The organism is Anoxybacteroides tepidamans (assembly GCF_014201465.1).
Classification (GTDB): Bacteria; Bacillota; Bacilli; order Bacillales; family Anoxybacillaceae; genus Anoxybacteroides; species Anoxybacteroides tepidamans.
Genome location: NZ_JACHEP010000008.1, coordinates 1 through 16,255, shown reverse-complemented (window position 1 = coordinate 16,255; position 16,255 = coordinate 1). Strand labels below are relative to the sequence as shown.

The following is a 16,255-nucleotide window of genomic DNA, read 5'->3' as shown; positions in this document are numbered from 1 at the left end:
AGATTCAATCTAATGTTACCGCATACCATATGACTTTTGCGTAAATCTTTAAATCGTTAACCGTGTCATACGGCACGACGATATCGTGATACTTACGATACGTCGATTCGGGACTGAAAATAAGCAGTCGATTTTCTTCATCTCGTCTAAACCTTTTCATCGAATACTCGTTGTCGTGGCTGAATATCACAATGTCGTCATCTTTTAGCTCATCAATTGTTTCGATTGGTTTACACGCAACGTATGAGCCGTTTGGTATAACCTTATTCATGCTTTCGCCATTTACCTTTAGGGCAAACAAACCCTTACTATCTGAATATTTACCTAACAACGTTTTTGGGAGAGTGATATACTCCACATTTCGTTGTGTCACTGGATCAATAGTCGACAGAGCGCCAGCTGCAATACCTCCATATAGAGGGAGTTCTAACTTTCCAGTTTTATATGGAACAGAAGATTCTTTAACGAATTGGTTTATTTCGTCCAAATCCAACCCTCGACTAGCCATTTCCCCGAGTTCCTCTACTGTTATTCCAAGACCTCTGCAAACTTTCAATACATTATCAATCGACGCTTTTTCCAGTCCGCGATTCAACATGGAATTCAATGTTGTCGGTGGTATACCGATCATCTCTGCGAATTGCCGCCTGCTGTATCCTGCCTTTTTGATAAGGTACTCAACAATCTCTGCTCTATCCATGTTTTATCACCTCCTTTATCAATCTATTATTTACGAAATACCGTACGTTTATAATGTAGCACGAAATTGCGTTCATGTAAACTTTTTCGAACGAAATTTCGTCAAAAAAAATCACCATAAACTATTGACTTTGAACGAAATTGCGTTTATATTTAAGGTACATCGAACGAAATTGCGTTCATTCGTTATAAAAGGAGGTGGCTTAAATGTATTTTAATTTAAAGGCTGAAATGGCTAGGAAGGGAATAAAAGTAAAAGATATTGCTGATTTATTAGGCGTTCGCCGAGCAACAGCAAGCGACAAGATTAACGGTAAATATCGTTTTTACTGTGACGAGGCGATAAAGATTAAGGAAACATTCTTCTCAGATTTAAGCGTCGATTATCTTTTTCAGTTCAAGCCGAAAAACGATCATAACGGGAAAATAGCTTAAAAAACGGAGGTGTTGTGGATGAGTACGATCCGAATCGAGGAATGGAATGGTCATCAAATTCGGTTCATCGAAAAGTTACCTGGTGATTGGTGGGCAGTGCTGGCTGATATTTCAAAGGCACTAAACTTGCAAACAGCAGCAGTTGCAAGACGTTTGAAGGTGATTGAAAAACAAGTCAAAAAGGATGTGATTTCAAGTCACACCCTTCCGACGTCTGGCGGACCGCAGGAAATGACAATTGTGAATGAATACGGGATTTATGAAGCGATCACCCAAAGCCGTAAGAAAGAGGCGGTTGAATTCAGATTTTGGATTTACGACATCTTGAAAGCACTCCGCCAAGCATCTGGTCTCGAAGGTTTCCAAGTTTTCCGCATGCTAGACAAAGACCATCAGAAAGACGCGATGCAACGACTGCGGAACGCATTAGCACAACCGAAACGGGTCGATTTTATCAAAGCAAACACAATCGCAAACAAAGCCGTCTCGAACAAGTATGGTTATCCAAAGATGGTCAAGAAAGACGAGATGACACCGAACATGCTTGTTGATCGGCAGCAGATTTTAGAGGACACAGTCAATCTTATGGTTGTCAAAGAAAAGTTTGGACTTGATATATCAATCAGCAAAACCATTTATGACAAGTACATTTCGTGAGGAGGGATGTAAATGAACCAACCATCCGAGCACGCTCAACGCATCATGATTGATTTTTTTCTGAAAACATCCGTCCCGCGCATTTTAGCAGCGATTGAGCGCGGTGAACTCACTTGGGAAGAAGTGACTGGAAAGAAGGAGGTGAACAACGATGAAAAAGCTACCAAGCGCGTATGACTTCGAAACGTTGCCAGAGGCGATTTCGTTCTACACACGCAAAGTCGCTGAAGTTACAAAAAATCGCGACCGCGAAATGCACAATGAGCTAATGCGCTTCAAAAAAGAGCTGCACGAGCGCATTGATCGGGAATATGATCCGACTGCCCTGTGAGGGCTTCTTTTGGGAGAAAAGTGGACAAGCGGGAGGTGACCTACGTGACTACTTATCATGTTCCAAAAACTCCTTCGATTCCATCAACGATAGTCATGATCAAAGGGTATCAAGTTGATAATCCGACTTCTTTTGAAGTGGGAGAAAAAAAAGGAGAGAGTCAATTGACATTACACTTAACCTTTATTAGCAACGACTACTCTCCAGATAAATTTACAAAGTTTCTTGATGCGTTCAATAACTTTTTAATGAAGTATTCTTGCGAAAACCAATGATTAAAGGATTATAGCCCAAGTTTTTTCTTTAAAAACTCTGTGCCTAATGTAGCAATGATGGAAAGCGAAACACTAGATAATTTCTTGGTTGCAGCTTTAGTTTCTTTCCAAACTTCATGGTCTCTAATGGTATCGAGAAATTGATGACCATCCCAAGTCAATGATGAAATAGCAAGCTGATAAATTTCGTCTCCTGCGTATGTAACGTTAGCATTAACAAATTTAGCTTCAATCATTTTCAGCAATGCGTAGACAGAAATTTCATAACCATAGCTAGAAACTGTTTCTAGTTCTTTGAAGTCGTCAATGAATATTGGCTGATTAAACGACAGTTTGCTTTCTAGCTCGAGTAAAAGATCTCTTACGCAATCTTGGTCTAGTTTCATTGGAATTCACCTCCTTCCCACTGCCATAATTCGACAAGAAGGAGGAAAATCCTACAAAAAGTGAGGGAGAAAAGTTGGCCATTCAATTGAAAGATGTTCCGATTCGCGGAGCATACGCTTTCTTCATGAAAAACAAGCACAAAAAGATTGCTGTTGATCTGCGGTATAACAGCAGCGACGTTAGCGATGTTACGACAATTGGCTGGACCGATAGACCGCGGCAGGTGCTGTTCGAAAATGTGGAAGGTTGTCATTATCTAACCGTTTACTTCAAAGATGTATCAATTGAGCTTTCAGAAAAGGATTTCGCTTTCGCTAAAGATGATGATAATACGACGCTCTATATCGAACCAAAAATCGATCCGCGTTTTTACATTATGGTTTCTGTTTGATGAGGACTTCGTACGAATTTCGTATTAAACAAATTGGAAACAAAAAGGAGAGAAGAAACGTGATGAACTTAACTGTCATTGAACAGAACGGTCAACGTGTTTTAACGACACAACAATTGGCAGAAGTATATGGTACTGACACAGAGAGAATTCGGATTAATTTCAACCGTAACAAAGATCGTTTCGTTGAAGGAAAACACTTCTTTGCATTAACCGGACAAGAAAAACACGACTTTATTAACTCGTATCAAATTGATACGACTTGGCTAAAAGCCCCAGTGTTCTACATTTGGACAGAAAAAGGCGCTTGGCTGCATGCGAAATCACTCAACACCGACGAAGCGTGGGAAGCATACGAGCGATTGGTGGATGAATATTACAACGTCAAGGAAAACGCGATCAATATTCAGATGCTAAGTCCTCAATTGCAAGCATTGGTTTCGCTGGAACTTCGGCAAAAACAACTTGAAAAAGAGTTAGAGGAAGCCAAAAAGCAGGTTACTGCAGTACAACATCGCCTTGACAACATTGATCGAATTGATACGATCGGTGACCTTCGCCAACGATTAAACCGAATGATCCAGCGCTATGCACACCAAAATGGCATTCCGTTCAACCACGCTTGGAAGGACTTTGTGCAAGCCTTCAATACAGCATACAGAACGAATTTAGAGTTACGTCGGCAAAACCACATTAACAAAACAGGTAAAGATATTAGCCGTCCGCAGTTTTTAGAGGAAATGGGTTTGTTAGATGATGCAATCCGAGTAGCAGATAAGATGTTGAATAGTAAGGTGAAGTGACATGGAAGTTTCTGTGCGACGGATGAAGTTGGGGCAATTGATGCGTGCTGTACGTGATTTAGAACAGCGTGGATGGGAGTGTATCGCTCCTGTTCAGAAGATTGCGAATGAAAAGAAGATTTTTGATTACGACGAGAAAATCGGAAGATTCAAAGACTTTAAGTGCGTCGAAGGATATGAATTTTACTACGTGAAAATGAGGAAGGTGGATAAAGATGAACGTATTGCGCGATGACAAGGAGCTAGCGAATGAACTAGTACAATGTTGTGATTACAGTTTATTCCGAGCGAGAACAGCATTTTTTAATCGCTCGCTCGACATACACGGAAGGCTTGCAGAAGCGGAAAGATGGATGCATGAATTTATGCGTTGCAAACGCGACTTGGACGAGCTGGTACGAAAGAAAGAGGAACATGACAAACTGGTGCAGCTTGTTGAGGTTATGAAAGAACGTGGAATTGATATTGCGGTTATTGTGAGAAAGAGTGATGGACAATGAAATCTTTACGAAAAAGACAAATACAAAAAGTTACAAAAGACCGTTTCTACTTTTACCGTCTGGAACCAATAGAACGGTGTCCAATATGCAGTAATGAGTTAACACATCATTATTATAGTGAGAAATTCATTGGTACGGTTGAAAGTGGTTATACATGCGATTGTGGTTACGAAGATTACTGGGCTTACGGCAGACAGACATACCGAATTAACGGTGAGTTAGTTGATGAATTTCACCCTCATCTTATGACACGAAAACAAGTGAATAAGCGATATAAGCGATTCAAACAATTAATTAAGTATGAACGGTTACGAAGAAAACGACAAACTCAAAAGTTCTTCAAAAAGAAGAAAAGTCAAAAGAGAAGGGGGAATAAATGATGAATATCTGTTTCACTGCCAGTCGTCTTATGAAAGTTTCAGAGGTTCGGAGATTGTGCAAGGAAATGAGAGAAAATCCAGCACTATTGTTAGCAACAGAATTGCAGGCAAAAGAAATTCTTTACAAACGCTTTTTGCAAGAAAAAACGGCCAGTGCGCCAACACTAGCCGTGTAACCGAAGAAGAACATAAAGCATACCTGGATATTTCTAGTTTATCACATAATTTTTCAGAAAGTCTACCCAAGCGATAGGCTTAGTGCCTGTCGTCAGGTGCAGGAGCGCTGTTTCCCTATCCCCCTTTTCCAGCGTTCTTGCGCTTGACGATGTGCACTAGCACATCCTTCGCATTACACAAAAGGAGGTGTGACACATGCAAGTTGAAAATCCGATGGTTCGTCCGATTGCGGAAGATGGGTATTGTGCAGACTTTCCGGTCAAACAAACGAAAGTTGATCGATATGGTACACCAATTGATGGAGAGCGTATTTTCGTCGATTGGAACAGATTCGAGGAAGTGCATAGCGACAACTTAGAAAAGTATTTACATGACGTTTATAGCATATCGATTGAATTTTTCGGCACTAAAAAAGCTCACTCTGCAAAGTGAGCCCATGAAAAACATATTTGAATTACTTACAGTATATCGTTCTTTTCAAGAGAAAACAAGGAGGGAAAATCGTGAAAGAAATTCGTTTATTGTCGCTTAATCTGAAAAATTTCAAGGGAATTCGTTCTTTTTCCCTTGAAGCTAACGGAGAAAATGTCCGGGTATACGGTGATAATGCGACTGGAAAAACAACGTTATTCGACGCATTTATTTGGTTGCTTTTTGACAAAGATTCGAATAATCGAAAGGATTTTGCCATCAAAACCTTAGACAAAAATGGGAACGTGCTGCACAACCTAGATCACGAAGTAGAAGGCGTGTTTTTGGTTGATGGGAAGCAACTGACGCTGAAAAAAGTGTTCAGTGAGAAATGGACCAAGAAACGCGGATCCGTACAGACGGAATTTACCGGACACACAACAGATTATTTTATTGACGGCGTGCCAGTAAAGAAAAAAGAGTATGATCAACTCATTTCGGATTTAATCGATGAGGACATTTTCAAGCTTTTAACTAGCCCTTCCTACTTCAATGAGCAATTGAAATGGCAGGATCGCAGAAAAATCCTTTTAGAAGTTTGTGGAGATGTAAGCGACGAGGAAGTAATCGCTAGTAATGCATCATTAGCAAAACTTCCAGAAATTTTGAACGGTCGGACAATCGAAAATCACCGGAAAGTGATCGCGGCCAGACGCGCCGAGATTAACAAGGAACTTGAAAAAATTCCGGTCCGAATCGATGAGATTCAGCTGAACACGCCTCAATTGGACGATTTAGATAAAGAGGTTTTAGAAGAGGAAATTTCCCGGTTAAATACTGAGATTGATGAAAAGATGACTTTGATCAGCAACATTCGGAACGGAAACGCTATATCAGAGAAACAAAAGCAAATTCAAGAAATCGAAATTGAACTTCTTCAAATTAAGCAACAGCACGAAGCTGGTTCTAAAGATGAATTGTACAAGCTGAAAGCTCGGATCCAAGAAGAACAATCTAACCTAAATATCTTGCAGCAAAAAATCGAAAGCATCAACTATCAACAAAAATACAACGATGAAAATATCCAGTCAATCGAAAAACGATTGGAAGAACTGCGAAATGAGTGGTACCAGGTCAACTTGGAAGAATTTAAGCACGAAATGGACTGCACTTGCCCTACGTGCGGACAACCCCTTCCAGAAGAGCAAGTTGCAGCTGCTAGAGAAAAAGCCTTGGCGCAGTTCAATCTAGACAAAGCAAAACGCCTTGAGGAAATCACGGCGAAAGGAAAGCAAGGCAAGGAACAAAAGGAACGGTTCATTCAAGAAAACGAGAAGCTTGCAAAAGAGCTTGAAAAATTAACAAGCCAAATCCAGGAAAAACAAGAACTGATAAGCAAGTTAAACGAAAAATTGAAAGTTGTTGAAGGCGCGATTGTAGATGTTACAGAAAATCCTCAATATGTTGCAAAACTTCAAGAAAAACAACGTCTTCAAAAAGAAATTGACGAATTGAGACTTGCTGCAAATGAATCGATTCAATCAATTCAAATGGAGATCGTTGAATTGAAATCGAAACGCAGTCAATTGGAAAGCGACTTGGCCAAGTTTTCTATCGTTGAACAAACAGAAAAACGCATTAAAGAACTTGAAGATCAGGAACGCGAACTTGCTGCGGAATTTGAAAAGCTTGAACACGAGCTGTTTCTAACAGAAGAGTTTATCCGCACAAAGGTAAACCTTCTGGAAGAGAAAATTAACAGCCGGTTCAAATACGCTCGATTCAAGCTGTTTGAAACTCAAATCAACGGTGGTTTACAAGAGGTATGCGAAACCCTCTATAACGGCGTTCCATATTCAAGTGGCTTAAATAACGCGGCGCGAATCAATGTTGGTTTGGATATCATCAATACGCTTTCGGAACATTACGGATTCAAGGCGCCAATTTTTGTTGATAATGCGGAGGCTGTTACAAAGCTTATAGACGTGGATTCGCAAGTCATTTGCTTGATTGTTTCTGAAAAGGACAAGCAACTGCGCGTTGAACTACCTGAAAAACAAATGAAGGAGGCTATCTAATATGGGCAATCAATTAGCACAAAAGCAAACAAAAACATTCGAAACTAAATTAGCAAAGGTAAACAACATGTACCTTCCGATGATTCAAAATCAGCTTCAAGGAAATGGAGTGCGAATGGATGATTATTCCAAGCAATGTGTCATCTCGGCCATAAGCGCGATCAACAATGTTCTGGACACTAACGGGATTTCTTGGAATGACGAAAGACTCGATCAAAGTAATATTACACAAATACTGCTAGAGGTAGCTGCATTAAAGTTAAATGCAGCTGCTAACCCACGCGAAGTTTATTTTCAACTTAGAAACGTGAAGCGCGGAGATAAATGGGTGAAACAGATTGAAATGGGAATCGAAGGGGATGGCAACGACGCCATTCTCGCTCGATTCGGTCGTGACGTTAAACAGGTGAAACAATTTTGGCTAGTTCGTTCAGAAGATCATTTCGAATACCCAAGCTATAACGGCTTGGAACTGACGCCGCCTAAATGGACGCCTACCGGTAAAGGTGAGGTTGTGCGTGTAGTTTATCCAATTATCAAAACGGATGGTTCTGTTGAATTTTACATCGCTGAACGTGATGACGTAGTTAAGAACCTTATCGCTCATATAAACAACAACCTTATGAACGAAACGTTCGGTTTGGCAAAAGACCGACATAGCGCAACTCCGGAACAAAAAAAGAAAATAAACGCTAAAAAACAAGAGATTCTACAAAGAGTACAAGAGTTGGGCTTAAAGGCGCTAGACGATCCGGAGCTTCAGGAATACATTTCTCCGGCTTGGAAAGACCCTCATAGCCGAGAAAGCATGATTATCCGCAAAATGCGGAACAACATCGTCAAGAAAATTCCTAAAGATTTCGGTAGCGCATTTGTAGAAATCATCTACGACAATAACACGGATCCGGAATATAAGCGTATTCGAAAAGAAATCAACGAATACGCAAACCAAGAAGTGCTTGATTTTGAAGATGTTCAAGCTATCGAACACAACAAATCTCAAAAACCGGCTCCTGAAGTAATCGACTACCAATCGGAAGAAGTTGTTTCTCAAAACGAAAGACAAGAAGTAGAAGAAAAAACGGAAAATTCAGAGCAAACGGAAATGGTTTTTGAAGAAGGGCCTGGGTTCTAATGATTGAGATTACAGCTCTCGCAACGGGGAGTAAGGGGAATTGCTATCACGTTACGGATGGCAAGACCCCCCTCCTTCTCGAATGCGGCATTAAATTCAAAGAGATTCAGCGGAAGTTGAAATTTCAAACGTCGAAAATCGCTGGTTGTTTAATTACACACGAACACAAAGACCATTGCGCCGGCATAAACGATGTCGTAAAAGCCGGGATTGATTGCTACATGTCAGTTGGAACAAAAGAAGCTATAGGGGTTCGGCATCATCGGATCAAGGTAGTGCAAGCCAAGAAACAATTCTCGCTTGGAACATGGACTATTCTGCCGTTCGATGTCCAGCATGATGTATCGGAGCCTTACGGGTTCCTATTGATGAATCAACAAGGTGAAAAACTCCTTTTTGCAACAGATACCTATTACATTAAGTACCGATTCCAAGGCCTTACACACATTATGGTTGAATGCAACTATTCTATTGAAATATTGAATGAAAATATCGCTTCTGGCCGAGTGCCAAAAGTGATGAAAAAACGATTGATACGGTCGCATTTTAGCCTGGAAAACGTCAAAGAGTTTCTAAAAGCAAACGATTTGAGCAAAGTAAAAGAAATATGGCTACTGCATCTTTCGGATAATAACAGCGATGAAGAAAGATTTAAACGGGAGATCATGGAGCTTACTGGAAAGTTGGTATATGTTCCGTGAAAAAAGTGGGAGGTGTTGAGCTTGGCAGACGTACAGCTTGAGCATGGATATACCAAAATTGCAAACGAGATTTTAGAACGCCTGGCGCTGACCAAGCTCAGCCCAACTCAGTTTCGATTGATTTTAGTGATATGGCGATATACTTATGGGTTTAATCGAAAAGATCATGAGATGTCCTTATCCTTTCTTGCTGAAGCCACGGGCGTGCATAAGCAACGAGTGAAACAAGAACTGGATAAGTTGATTGAAAGTAATATCGTCACCGTTACTGAGGAAGGTACTTATTCGAAATCAAGGAAACTAGCGTTTAACAAGGATTATGATACTTGGCGCTTACAGTCAACGAAAGAGGGTACAGTAAGCGAAATTGCTGACACCAGAGTAAGCGAAATTGCTGACACCAGAGTAAGCGAAATTGCTTACCAAGAAATAAATAATATAAATAAAAATTTAAATAAAGATAAAGAGGATGATGAAAATACCGTGGACAAAATTTTAGATCTTCTGCAAAAGAGCAAAATCTTAGAGAAAGACGACATCACAGAATTTTTACGTGAGGATATTCAGGACGTGATTGATAATTTTGGTTTTACCAATCCAGAAGAGATGATCGCAGAAGCTATTAAAGATGCAGCGCGTGGAAACGGTAAGACATGGAAGTTTGTATATAACAAATTGAACAGATGGAGAAAGCAAGGGATTCGAACCCTTGAAGATTTAGAAAAGGGGGATACCGATGGCACGGTTCGCAAGCATCGCCGAGGTGTTAGCCGATCTGCAAAAGAAGGCGGCAAATCATATGAACAAGTCCTTCGAGAAGCCGAAGAAGCTCGACGAGCATGGGGATGGAAGGGATGACTACGAGTGTCCGCGATGCAAAGATACGGAGTTAATCATCAAGCGTGACGAACAAGGAAATGAGATCGCTATTTTTTGTGAGTGTCGCGAACGGAAAGCTTGGAAACGCAGATTCAAGCAGGCACTCATTCCAGATGAGTTTGTGCATGCGAATTTCGAGAGCTTCAAACGAGTGACGCAGTATCAGCAATCGATGTATGACATGACACTTGAATATATGAGCGAGTTTAAAAAGGACAGCGGAAAAAAAGTGATCGCGAAACACAATTTAGGTTTTATTGCAGTCTTCGGTGAACAGCGATTGCGAGAGCTTCCGCCTCATGAACGTGCACCGATGAAGCAGAAGCATAACAACTTCGGTGTCGGCAAAACCCATTTACAAATTGCGTTGGCCAAACGGCTCATTAAGGACGGATTCAATGTGCTGGTGGTTTCAGATGTCACATTCATGGACGAGCTGATTCAAGCCAAGATGATGAATGATGAGGGCGAAACACTCAATCGGCTCCTGCATAGTGCGATTCATGCGGATGTACTTGTATGGGACGACATTGGCAAGGCGAAGTGGTCGGAAGCGAAAGAAGCGTTGTACTACCAAATTATCAATGAGCGATACAGAAAACAAAAGCCGATCGTGTTTAACTCTAACGAAGACCGCGGAACGCTAAGCGAAAAAATCGGGTACGCGGCTGCCAGTCGACTGCTCGGTCAGTGTGGTTCATATCTCCTCGAAGTCGAGGGTGAGGATTTCCGATTACAAAAAAGTGGGTGATAAATGATGTGCAAAAAGTGTTATGGAAAAGGGTACGCGGTTAAAGAAGTCATACCAGGAGCGTTTGCATATACTCCTTGTGATTGTGAACATGCGCAACTCGCTAGACAGCAGGCTGAAGAGGAGATGAGTGAGTTTAGAAAAAGACTTCGTGAAGCGAAAGAACGATTGAAGATGGAGGTGAGTGGGTGATGGGTATTCTCTATGAGAAAGTCACCTTCACGCAAGAACTGAAAAAACAAATCATGATTCGCCAGTTGCTCGACGCCGGAATCCGCGAGCACGACGGCAAGCACGTGTCGGAACTTGACTACTACACATTGCGGTGGTTACTTGCGACTATGAAACTATGATATACGCTCATTTTTAGCCCACACGGCGTTTTTCTTGCTAGGGTAATAGGAAAGTACCGACTAAAAGAAAAACGCCGTACAGGGCAAAATAAAGCGTCTAGCGAGGTGACAAACAATAATGGCTAAAGTGCCGAATTTTAGCGAGTGCCAGCCGCGTTTTATCGCATTTTGCAAAGCGCACGGGTTGACGGAAGGTGATGATTTCAAGCCTTATGAGTACATCATATGGGTGCAAGAGAAGGTGGCGGAATTCAGAAAGTTGAAAGGTTTTAAATCTCATGAACCCTTTACAGACGGTATGCACGCTGAGTTTACAAGATTTTTGGGAAGGTGAGAAAGATGGACGTATGTCATCACGGACGCATACGGTGTTGGGAATGTGCGCGGGTGCAGGAGATGCAAGAGCGCATCGATGAACTTGAACGGGCAATCAGAGAGGCGCTTGGGCGGATGAAACATGGCGGAGCTGGAACGCGGACGTATGTGCAACATGTTTTAGAAAAAGTGTTGGAGGTGAAAGAATGAGAACATTTAAATGTAGAGCTTTCGTAAAACACTTTGGATGCGTAGCAGATGTATGGAGCATCGACTTCGTACGCGGCGAAGTTGAAATATATCTAGTTGAACGTGATGAAATACGTAAGTACCGATTTGACGAATACGAAGTCGAGCTGTTACTCACGACAGGTGAATTCGATGTAAACGGAAAGGAAATTTACGCCGGTGATATTGTGCGAGGAAAATATGGAAAGAACGGAATCGTTAAAAATTACGAAATTCGATGGTTAATAGGTCACTTTGCTGCTGTTGACCGCAACATAACAGGCGATGAACATTATTATCCAATCGGACTATTGGAAGGTGAAGTCATCGGCAACATCTATGAAACACCAGAGTTGTTGGAGGGCGCGGAATGAAGCGAACAAGAATTGTAGAGTACGAGAACATGCCTGTTCGATACAATCCAAATTTATGCCAGGTATGCAAGCACTTCACAGGAACGACATGCCGAATACACGTATCGAATGTGGAACGGCAAACGACGATCACACAGATATATTGCATACGGAAGATTGACTTCAACAACCCGTTCAAGCGAAAAAACAGGTGTCAACTGCAAGAACAATACATGAATCCGTTTCATGTGCAAAGGTTGGATGAAGAATGAACGCAGACTATTGGCGTGGGTTTCACGATGGACAAGCTCACGAAAGAAAGAAGGCGGCACAAGTGCTTGCCTTCTACATTGAATCTTTGAAGAACGTGCCTGGAATCGGTGAAAAGACGTATCAAAAAATTGTACAACACATAAACACCGTTTCTATAACTAAAAACAATAACTAATTATAACTAAACGAGGTGAAAAGCGTTGAATTTAGCTAAACTGTTTGAACTACAACGCCAGCTTGACGAACATATCGAAAGAGAGCATCCGCGGCAAGAAGGCGAGGACAGGCTGGCAAAGAAGATTCTTGCTTTATATAGCGAATTAGGAGAACTCCTTAATGAATGGCGTGGGTTTAAGTTTTGGAGCAATGACCAGGAGCCGAGAACGTATAAAAAACACATATGTCCCATTTGTCACGGTGAAGGTTATTTTTCGATAACAGAGGAGTGGAGATACAGTAAATGCGAAGAGTGCGATGGGGAAGGGTATACACATGAATCTAACCCACTCCTTGAAGAATACGTGGACTGCCTGCATTTCATCTTGTCGATTGGGTTGGAGTTAGGTATTACAGAAATTCATAATCTATCATCTGATAAAGGCGCGGATTTGTTATTCATGTTTATGGAAGTGAACGAATCATCTATAATCCTAATTCAATACGCTATTGATGGTAACGATGCATATAGTTCAATTGCATATATAGACATGTTCGAAAAGTTTTTAGGATTAGGCGAAATGCTCGGCTTCACATGGGAACAAATCGAAGAAGCGTACCTTCGGAAAAACGCCGTCAATCACGAACGGCAAAATAACAACTATTGAGGTGGATGATGAAACAGATCATATTCGATGGCTTGCTTATTTCAGCGGTCGTTATATTAGCGTTACTCGCCGGTGTCAGTATCCAGCACCTGTTGCTGATCGTCATTTTAGCATTTGCGATCGTCACAATACGGACATTACAGGAGTTGGTAAGCATTATGAATGATGTCGCAAAAGGGGTTGTATATCTCTTATGTCTAGCGATGAAAAATGGCAAGACATGCGGAAGTACAGCGTTTCGAGTACGAAAAACGGAAAAAGGGCTTGTTGTCGAGTGTGTTGACTGCAAGACGGAACATGAGGTGAAGGGATGAGTAAAACGAAGTACGGTTCAAAAAAGACAGAGGTCGACGGACATACATTTGACAGCAAGGCAGAAGCACGATACTACGAACAGTTGAAATGGTTGCTCGCAAACAAACAAATCAGATCATTCCGACTCCAGCCGCGGTATACGCTGTTGGAGTCGTTCAAAAAGAATGGCAAGACGTTCAGAAAGACAGAGTACATCGCGGACTTTGAAATCACACATTTGGACGGTTCGATTGAAGTTGTTGACGTGAAGGGATATGAAACGCCTGTTTTCGCACTCAAACGCAAGCTGTTTGAAAAATCATATCCACACAAGCTCAGCATTGTTACATACAACAAGAAATACGGCGGATGGATTGAGTTGGACAAGCTCAAGAAGTTTAGAAGGCAGGTGAAAAAGAATGAGTAGGTTCACAAGTGTATCACCGTATCGTCAGTGGGATGTGCGTTTTGGCAACCGTCCGCACGGGATAGATACAACGGTACGGACGTATCAGCTGACACCCGACCAGCTAGAGCGATTGCGGAACGGAGAGAGTTTCGATGATATTTTGAAAGGGGCGAGCGAAGTGGTAAAACAAAAACTCGATTTGACGGTTGAAGAGTACGTGGAAATGAAGTTGAAAGGCATGAATGACGCGGAAATTGCGCAAGCGAAAGGGTTGACGAAACAACAGCTCTACAATTGGAGAAGTTTCAGACGCACAAAAATTGAACAAGCTGAACAGGCTATGAAAGAAGCACAACAAGAAATCGCGGCAGCTGTTGAAACCGAGCAGGGAACGCAAGAAACTGTGAAAGAATCGAATGTCACAGAGGAAATTGATGATAAAGGCATTGAATGGCTGAAACGTGAAGCAATCCACGCGCACAAGCTGTTGACAGAGAAAGAGCAGGAATGTGAAGAAAAACAACACATGCTCGACGCTGTGCTTGCTCGTAATGAGGAATTGCACAAGGAAGTGCTCGTGCTGGAAAGTGAGATTGCGAGATTGAAAGAGCTTGTGCAAGAGTTGACAAATCGAAATGAGCGTTACTCTGATACGACATTTGAAAATGAACGTGAATTGCGTGCCTTACGTATGTATGCGCTACACAAGTTACAAAAGGACGTGTATGGCGTGTGAAGCGCAGAAAACGAAGACGGAAAGGGTATTTGTTGTTTCGTATCGAAAACGGGCAAAAGGTTTGGTTGTACGAAGAATTACAAAAGTGCGAGTTAAACAGCCGAATTCGCAAAGGTTGGAAGGTAGTACAGTGAAGCCTTTGTGAATGGTAGACACATAATGCGAAGGAGTGAATTAAGTATGGAAGCTAAATTTTTAGCTTGGGATTGGGAAATAGGAGAATTTAAAAAGATACCATCCAACAACGTTGTCGAAGCAATTTATATTGCATGGAACTATGAATTTGATGTATACGAAGCCGATACGCAAAAACTAATATTCTCTGGTCAATTAGATAATGAAGAAAACTCCGAGTTGTTGCAAAAGTATGGGATTCGCATGATTGACCACAAAGGATATAGAAAATTGCAGGATATTGAGAGTGGAGAAATTTATGAAGCCCCTTGGCATTGATTAATGCATATTACGAAGAAAATATGCAGTAAAAAAGCCAGGACTTCTCCCGGCTAGCAGCTCATTATAAGTATAACACGGGAGTGGTCTGATTGAGTAAAAAATATAAACAATTGTCATTCGTGCGAGACCTAGACGGAGAGAAAACAAAAGAAGCCGTCGAGGCAGCACTCGAAAAATATCGTATGTATATGTTGACCGTGCCAGACGAATTCTTACCACGCGTGACACAAACGTACTCTCTCGTGCCTCCGTCGCAGACGAACGCGTTTCACTCGTCTACAGAGAGCGTGGCGATCAAAAAAGCAGACTTCGAACGAGAACGCGACGAGTACATAGAGAGAATACGTCGCGCGGTGAATCGACTGACTAAGCTGGAGCGTGAGTTGATCGTGAAGCGATATATGAGTACAGAAGAACCGCATGATTACGATGTGTACACAGATATGAACATCAGTCATGCGACATTCTACCGTGTTCGCGAGAAGGCATTCTACAAGTTGGCTTTCGCGCTCAGAATCGAAGTGTACAAGGAAGTGTTATGAAAGAGGGTGATGTAATTAAAAATCAATCCAGCGACTCAAATGCGCTATGCGGTGGAATATATGTCGTCATGTAAGGTCTTATACTTAGAAAAGACACCGATAGTAGGTGTCTTTTTTTGTCGAAAAATGTCGCGAAGAAATTTTAAAAAATGTCTTGTATTTTAGACAATGAGCGTATATAATAAAATCAGAAGGTTAAATACAAGACAGGAGGAGAGAACGATGAACAAACGTGAGATCATGAAGAAAGCAGTTGCATTAGCAAAAACAATGGTTGGTGATTGGGTGGCTCGCATGGCATTAGCATTAAAAACTGTATGGGTTGAGGTGAAGAAAATGGGAGAAAAAGTGTTGCCAGCTTTAAAAGGGACAGAGAAGCAAGTTGCGTGGGCTAATGATATTCGCAATAAGTTAATTCCGATCGTAGAGAAGAACGTTGATATGTTCATCGCCAAATTAGAAAATGCGGAATTTTTCGAGAA

General features: G+C 41.5%; 31 protein-coding genes and 1 pseudogene. 30 read left to right on the top strand and 2 right to left on the bottom strand.

What is annotated here, in order from left to right:
- Window positions 1-4 precede the first annotated feature (4 nt).
- Entirely contained in the window at window positions 5-700 is a 696-nt protein-coding gene (locus HNQ34_RS08705; RefSeq protein ID WP_183253643.1) for a LexA family protein, read from the bottom strand.
- A 206-nt stretch (window positions 701-906) separates the two neighbouring features.
- Between HNQ34_RS08705 and HNQ34_RS08700 the strand changes: the two genes are divergently transcribed.
- From HNQ34_RS08700 to HNQ34_RS08680, 5 genes are read left to right on the top strand one after another with little or no spacing between them, the layout of a single operon-like run.
- Window positions 907-1,134 carry a helix-turn-helix transcriptional regulator gene (locus tag HNQ34_RS08700; protein ID WP_183253641.1) on the top strand — a complete coding sequence of 76 codons (228 nt, stop codon included), beginning with the start codon at window positions 907-909 and terminating at the stop codon, window positions 1,132-1,134.
- 18 nt (window positions 1,135-1,152) lie between these two features.
- Window positions 1,153-1,791 carry a BRO-N domain-containing protein gene (locus tag HNQ34_RS08695; protein ID WP_221277359.1) on the top strand — a complete coding sequence of 213 codons (639 nt, stop codon included), beginning with the start codon at window positions 1,153-1,155 and terminating at the stop codon, window positions 1,789-1,791.
- 12 nt (window positions 1,792-1,803) lie between these two features.
- The gene (locus tag HNQ34_RS08690) at window positions 1,804-1,968 is read left to right on the top strand and encodes a hypothetical protein (protein WP_183253639.1); all 165 of its coding nucleotides are present in this window, start codon (window positions 1,804-1,806) and stop codon (window positions 1,966-1,968) included.
- On the top strand, window positions 1,943-2,122 hold the full coding sequence (locus HNQ34_RS08685) for a hypothetical protein (RefSeq protein WP_183253637.1): 180 nt from the start codon (window positions 1,943-1,945) through the stop codon (window positions 2,120-2,122). The genes HNQ34_RS08690 and HNQ34_RS08685 overlap by 26 nt, the downstream gene beginning before the upstream one ends.
- Window positions 2,123-2,166: 44 nt before the next feature.
- Window positions 2,167-2,397, top strand: a complete 231-nt coding sequence (locus tag HNQ34_RS08680) for a hypothetical protein (RefSeq protein ID WP_312856112.1) — start codon at window positions 2,167-2,169, stop codon at window positions 2,395-2,397.
- A gap of 8 nt (window positions 2,398-2,405) precedes the next feature.
- Here the strand turns inward: HNQ34_RS08680 and HNQ34_RS08675 are convergent, their stop codons facing one another.
- Window positions 2,406-2,783, bottom strand: coding sequence for a DUF2513 domain-containing protein (locus HNQ34_RS08675; RefSeq protein WP_183253635.1), 378 nt, complete (start codon window positions 2,781-2,783; stop codon window positions 2,406-2,408).
- Between the two features lie 74 nt (window positions 2,784-2,857).
- Between HNQ34_RS08675 and HNQ34_RS08670 the strand changes: the two genes are divergently transcribed.
- The 25 genes and pseudogenes from HNQ34_RS08670 to HNQ34_RS08550 all read left to right on the top strand — a co-directional run.
- Window positions 2,858-3,175, top strand: coding sequence for a hypothetical protein (locus HNQ34_RS08670; protein ID WP_183253633.1), 318 nt, complete (start codon window positions 2,858-2,860; stop codon window positions 3,173-3,175).
- Between the two features lie 62 nt (window positions 3,176-3,237).
- Entirely contained in the window at window positions 3,238-3,978 is a 741-nt protein-coding gene (locus HNQ34_RS08665) for an ORF6N domain-containing protein (protein ID WP_183253839.1), read from the top strand.
- Between the two features lies 1 nt (window position 3,979).
- Complete coding sequence (locus tag HNQ34_RS08660) at window positions 3,980-4,213, top strand: hypothetical protein (protein WP_183253631.1); 234 nt, start codon at window positions 3,980-3,982, stop codon at window positions 4,211-4,213.
- Entirely contained in the window at window positions 4,194-4,478 is a 285-nt protein-coding gene (locus HNQ34_RS08655; protein WP_183253629.1) for a hypothetical protein, read from the top strand. Before HNQ34_RS08660 ends, HNQ34_RS08655 begins: the two co-directional genes overlap by 20 nt.
- Window positions 4,475-4,858 carry a hypothetical protein gene (locus HNQ34_RS08650; protein WP_183253627.1) on the top strand — a complete coding sequence of 128 codons (384 nt, stop codon included), beginning with the start codon at window positions 4,475-4,477 and terminating at the stop codon, window positions 4,856-4,858. The genes HNQ34_RS08655 and HNQ34_RS08650 overlap by 4 nt, the downstream gene beginning before the upstream one ends.
- Complete coding sequence (locus HNQ34_RS08645; RefSeq protein WP_183253625.1) at window positions 4,858-5,034, top strand: hypothetical protein; 177 nt, start codon at window positions 4,858-4,860, stop codon at window positions 5,032-5,034. Before HNQ34_RS08650 ends, HNQ34_RS08645 begins: the two co-directional genes overlap by 1 nt.
- A 196-nt stretch (window positions 5,035-5,230) precedes the next feature.
- Window positions 5,231-5,467, top strand: coding sequence for a hypothetical protein (locus tag HNQ34_RS08640; RefSeq protein ID WP_183253623.1), 237 nt, complete (start codon window positions 5,231-5,233; stop codon window positions 5,465-5,467).
- Window positions 5,468-5,538: 71 nt separating this feature from the next.
- A complete protein-coding gene (locus HNQ34_RS08635; protein WP_183253621.1) occupies window positions 5,539-7,524 on the top strand; it encodes an AAA family ATPase in 1,986 nt (661 codons plus the stop codon).
- Window position 7,525: 1 nt separating this feature from the next.
- Window positions 7,526-8,659, top strand: a complete 1,134-nt coding sequence (locus tag HNQ34_RS08630) for a hypothetical protein (RefSeq protein WP_183253619.1) — start codon at window positions 7,526-7,528, stop codon at window positions 8,657-8,659.
- The gene (locus HNQ34_RS08625; RefSeq protein WP_183253617.1) at window positions 8,659-9,360 is read left to right on the top strand and encodes an MBL fold metallo-hydrolase; all 702 of its coding nucleotides are present in this window, start codon (window positions 8,659-8,661) and stop codon (window positions 9,358-9,360) included. The genes HNQ34_RS08630 and HNQ34_RS08625 overlap by 1 nt, the downstream gene beginning before the upstream one ends.
- 21 nt (window positions 9,361-9,381) lie before the next feature.
- Window positions 9,382-10,218 (top strand): replication protein, encoded by an 837-nt coding sequence (locus HNQ34_RS08620; RefSeq protein ID WP_183253616.1) that lies wholly within the window; start codon window positions 9,382-9,384, stop codon window positions 10,216-10,218.
- Window positions 10,160-10,990: an ATP-binding protein gene (locus HNQ34_RS08615; RefSeq protein WP_183253837.1), complete on the top strand. Its 831-nt coding sequence runs from the start codon at window positions 10,160-10,162 to the stop codon at window positions 10,988-10,990. Before HNQ34_RS08620 ends, HNQ34_RS08615 begins: the two co-directional genes overlap by 59 nt.
- Window positions 10,991-10,993: 3 nt before the next feature.
- Complete coding sequence (locus HNQ34_RS08610; protein WP_183253614.1) at window positions 10,994-11,182, top strand: hypothetical protein; 189 nt, start codon at window positions 10,994-10,996, stop codon at window positions 11,180-11,182.
- Window positions 11,179-11,343, top strand: coding sequence for a hypothetical protein (locus HNQ34_RS08605; protein WP_183253849.1), 165 nt, complete (start codon window positions 11,179-11,181; stop codon window positions 11,341-11,343). Before HNQ34_RS08610 ends, HNQ34_RS08605 begins: the two co-directional genes overlap by 4 nt.
- A gap of 118 nt (window positions 11,344-11,461) precedes the next feature.
- Window positions 11,462-11,677, top strand: a complete 216-nt coding sequence (locus HNQ34_RS08600) for a hypothetical protein (RefSeq protein WP_183253612.1) — start codon at window positions 11,462-11,464, stop codon at window positions 11,675-11,677.
- A 5-nt stretch (window positions 11,678-11,682) separates the two neighbouring features.
- Window positions 11,683-11,868, top strand: coding sequence for a hypothetical protein (locus HNQ34_RS08595; protein WP_183253610.1), 186 nt, complete (start codon window positions 11,683-11,685; stop codon window positions 11,866-11,868).
- The gene (locus HNQ34_RS08590) at window positions 11,865-12,260 is read left to right on the top strand and encodes a YopX family protein (protein ID WP_183253608.1); all 396 of its coding nucleotides are present in this window, start codon (window positions 11,865-11,867) and stop codon (window positions 12,258-12,260) included. Before HNQ34_RS08595 ends, HNQ34_RS08590 begins: the two co-directional genes overlap by 4 nt.
- 247 nt (window positions 12,261-12,507) lie before the next feature.
- The gene (locus tag HNQ34_RS08585; protein WP_183253606.1) at window positions 12,508-12,687 is read left to right on the top strand and encodes a hypothetical protein; all 180 of its coding nucleotides are present in this window, start codon (window positions 12,508-12,510) and stop codon (window positions 12,685-12,687) included.
- A 25-nt stretch (window positions 12,688-12,712) separates the two neighbouring features.
- A complete protein-coding gene (locus tag HNQ34_RS08580) occupies window positions 12,713-13,336 on the top strand; it encodes a dUTP diphosphatase (RefSeq protein WP_183253604.1) in 624 nt (207 codons plus the stop codon).
- Between the two features lie 8 nt (window positions 13,337-13,344).
- Window positions 13,345-13,650 carry a hypothetical protein gene (locus HNQ34_RS08575; protein WP_183253603.1) on the top strand — a complete coding sequence of 102 codons (306 nt, stop codon included), beginning with the start codon at window positions 13,345-13,347 and terminating at the stop codon, window positions 13,648-13,650.
- On the top strand, window positions 13,647-14,057 hold the full coding sequence (locus HNQ34_RS08570; RefSeq protein ID WP_183253601.1) for a DUF1064 domain-containing protein: 411 nt from the start codon (window positions 13,647-13,649) through the stop codon (window positions 14,055-14,057). Before HNQ34_RS08575 ends, HNQ34_RS08570 begins: the two co-directional genes overlap by 4 nt.
- On the top strand, window positions 14,050-14,775 hold the full coding sequence (locus HNQ34_RS08565; RefSeq protein WP_183253599.1) for a hypothetical protein: 726 nt from the start codon (window positions 14,050-14,052) through the stop codon (window positions 14,773-14,775). The genes HNQ34_RS08570 and HNQ34_RS08565 overlap by 8 nt, the downstream gene beginning before the upstream one ends.
- A gap of 180 nt (window positions 14,776-14,955) precedes the next feature.
- Window positions 14,956-15,228, top strand: coding sequence for a hypothetical protein (locus HNQ34_RS08560; protein WP_183253597.1), 273 nt, complete (start codon window positions 14,956-14,958; stop codon window positions 15,226-15,228).
- 92 nt (window positions 15,229-15,320) lie between these two features.
- Window positions 15,321-15,773, top strand: a complete 453-nt coding sequence (locus HNQ34_RS08555; protein ID WP_246363989.1) for an ArpU family phage packaging/lysis transcriptional regulator — start codon at window positions 15,321-15,323, stop codon at window positions 15,771-15,773.
- Window positions 15,774-15,995: 222 nt separating this feature from the next.
- Window positions 15,996-16,255: pseudogene (locus tag HNQ34_RS08550) on the top strand (hypothetical protein); the annotation flags it as partial.

What these genes read in the sequence shown, in the direction of transcription:
- HNQ34_RS08705 (WP_183253643.1), bottom strand. Translation starts at nt 700, where the DNA reads ATGGATAGAGCAGAGATTGTTGAGTACCTTATCAAAAAGGCAGGATAC.
- HNQ34_RS08700 (WP_183253641.1), top strand. Translation starts at nt 907, where the DNA reads ATGTATTTTAATTTAAAGGCTGAAATGGCTAGGAAGGGAATAAAAGTA.
- HNQ34_RS08695 (WP_221277359.1), top strand. Translation starts at nt 1,153, where the DNA reads ATGAGTACGATCCGAATCGAGGAATGGAATGGTCATCAAATTCGGTTC.
- HNQ34_RS08690 (WP_183253639.1), top strand. Translation starts at nt 1,804, where the DNA reads ATGAACCAACCATCCGAGCACGCTCAACGCATCATGATTGATTTTTTT.
- HNQ34_RS08685 (WP_183253637.1), top strand. Translation starts at nt 1,943, where the DNA reads ATGAAAAAGCTACCAAGCGCGTATGACTTCGAAACGTTGCCAGAGGCG.
- HNQ34_RS08675 (WP_183253635.1), bottom strand. Translation starts at nt 2,783, where the DNA reads ATGAAACTAGACCAAGATTGCGTAAGAGATCTTTTACTCGAGCTAGAA.
- HNQ34_RS08665 (WP_183253839.1), top strand. Translation starts at nt 3,238, where the DNA reads ATGAACTTAACTGTCATTGAACAGAACGGTCAACGTGTTTTAACGACA.
- HNQ34_RS08660 (WP_183253631.1), top strand. Translation starts at nt 3,980, where the DNA reads ATGGAAGTTTCTGTGCGACGGATGAAGTTGGGGCAATTGATGCGTGCT.
- HNQ34_RS08655 (WP_183253629.1), top strand. Translation starts at nt 4,194, where the DNA reads ATGAACGTATTGCGCGATGACAAGGAGCTAGCGAATGAACTAGTACAA.
- HNQ34_RS08650 (WP_183253627.1), top strand. Translation starts at nt 4,475, where the DNA reads ATGAAATCTTTACGAAAAAGACAAATACAAAAAGTTACAAAAGACCGT.
- HNQ34_RS08645 (WP_183253625.1), top strand. Translation starts at nt 4,858, where the DNA reads ATGAATATCTGTTTCACTGCCAGTCGTCTTATGAAAGTTTCAGAGGTT.
- HNQ34_RS08640 (WP_183253623.1), top strand. Translation starts at nt 5,231, where the DNA reads ATGCAAGTTGAAAATCCGATGGTTCGTCCGATTGCGGAAGATGGGTAT.
- HNQ34_RS08630 (WP_183253619.1), top strand. Translation starts at nt 7,526, where the DNA reads ATGGGCAATCAATTAGCACAAAAGCAAACAAAAACATTCGAAACTAAA.
- HNQ34_RS08625 (WP_183253617.1), top strand. Translation starts at nt 8,659, where the DNA reads ATGATTGAGATTACAGCTCTCGCAACGGGGAGTAAGGGGAATTGCTAT.
- HNQ34_RS08615 (WP_183253837.1), top strand. Translation starts at nt 10,160, where the DNA reads ATGAACAAGTCCTTCGAGAAGCCGAAGAAGCTCGACGAGCATGGGGAT.
- HNQ34_RS08610 (WP_183253614.1), top strand. Translation starts at nt 10,994, where the DNA reads ATGATGTGCAAAAAGTGTTATGGAAAAGGGTACGCGGTTAAAGAAGTC.
- HNQ34_RS08600 (WP_183253612.1), top strand. Translation starts at nt 11,462, where the DNA reads ATGGCTAAAGTGCCGAATTTTAGCGAGTGCCAGCCGCGTTTTATCGCA.
- HNQ34_RS08595 (WP_183253610.1), top strand. Translation starts at nt 11,683, where the DNA reads ATGGACGTATGTCATCACGGACGCATACGGTGTTGGGAATGTGCGCGG.
- HNQ34_RS08590 (WP_183253608.1), top strand. Translation starts at nt 11,865, where the DNA reads ATGAGAACATTTAAATGTAGAGCTTTCGTAAAACACTTTGGATGCGTA.
- HNQ34_RS08585 (WP_183253606.1), top strand. Translation starts at nt 12,508, where the DNA reads ATGAACGCAGACTATTGGCGTGGGTTTCACGATGGACAAGCTCACGAA.
- HNQ34_RS08575 (WP_183253603.1), top strand. Translation starts at nt 13,345, where the DNA reads ATGAAACAGATCATATTCGATGGCTTGCTTATTTCAGCGGTCGTTATA.
- HNQ34_RS08570 (WP_183253601.1), top strand. Translation starts at nt 13,647, where the DNA reads ATGAGTAAAACGAAGTACGGTTCAAAAAAGACAGAGGTCGACGGACAT.
- HNQ34_RS08565 (WP_183253599.1), top strand. Translation starts at nt 14,050, where the DNA reads ATGAGTAGGTTCACAAGTGTATCACCGTATCGTCAGTGGGATGTGCGT.
- HNQ34_RS08560 (WP_183253597.1), top strand. Translation starts at nt 14,956, where the DNA reads ATGGAAGCTAAATTTTTAGCTTGGGATTGGGAAATAGGAGAATTTAAA.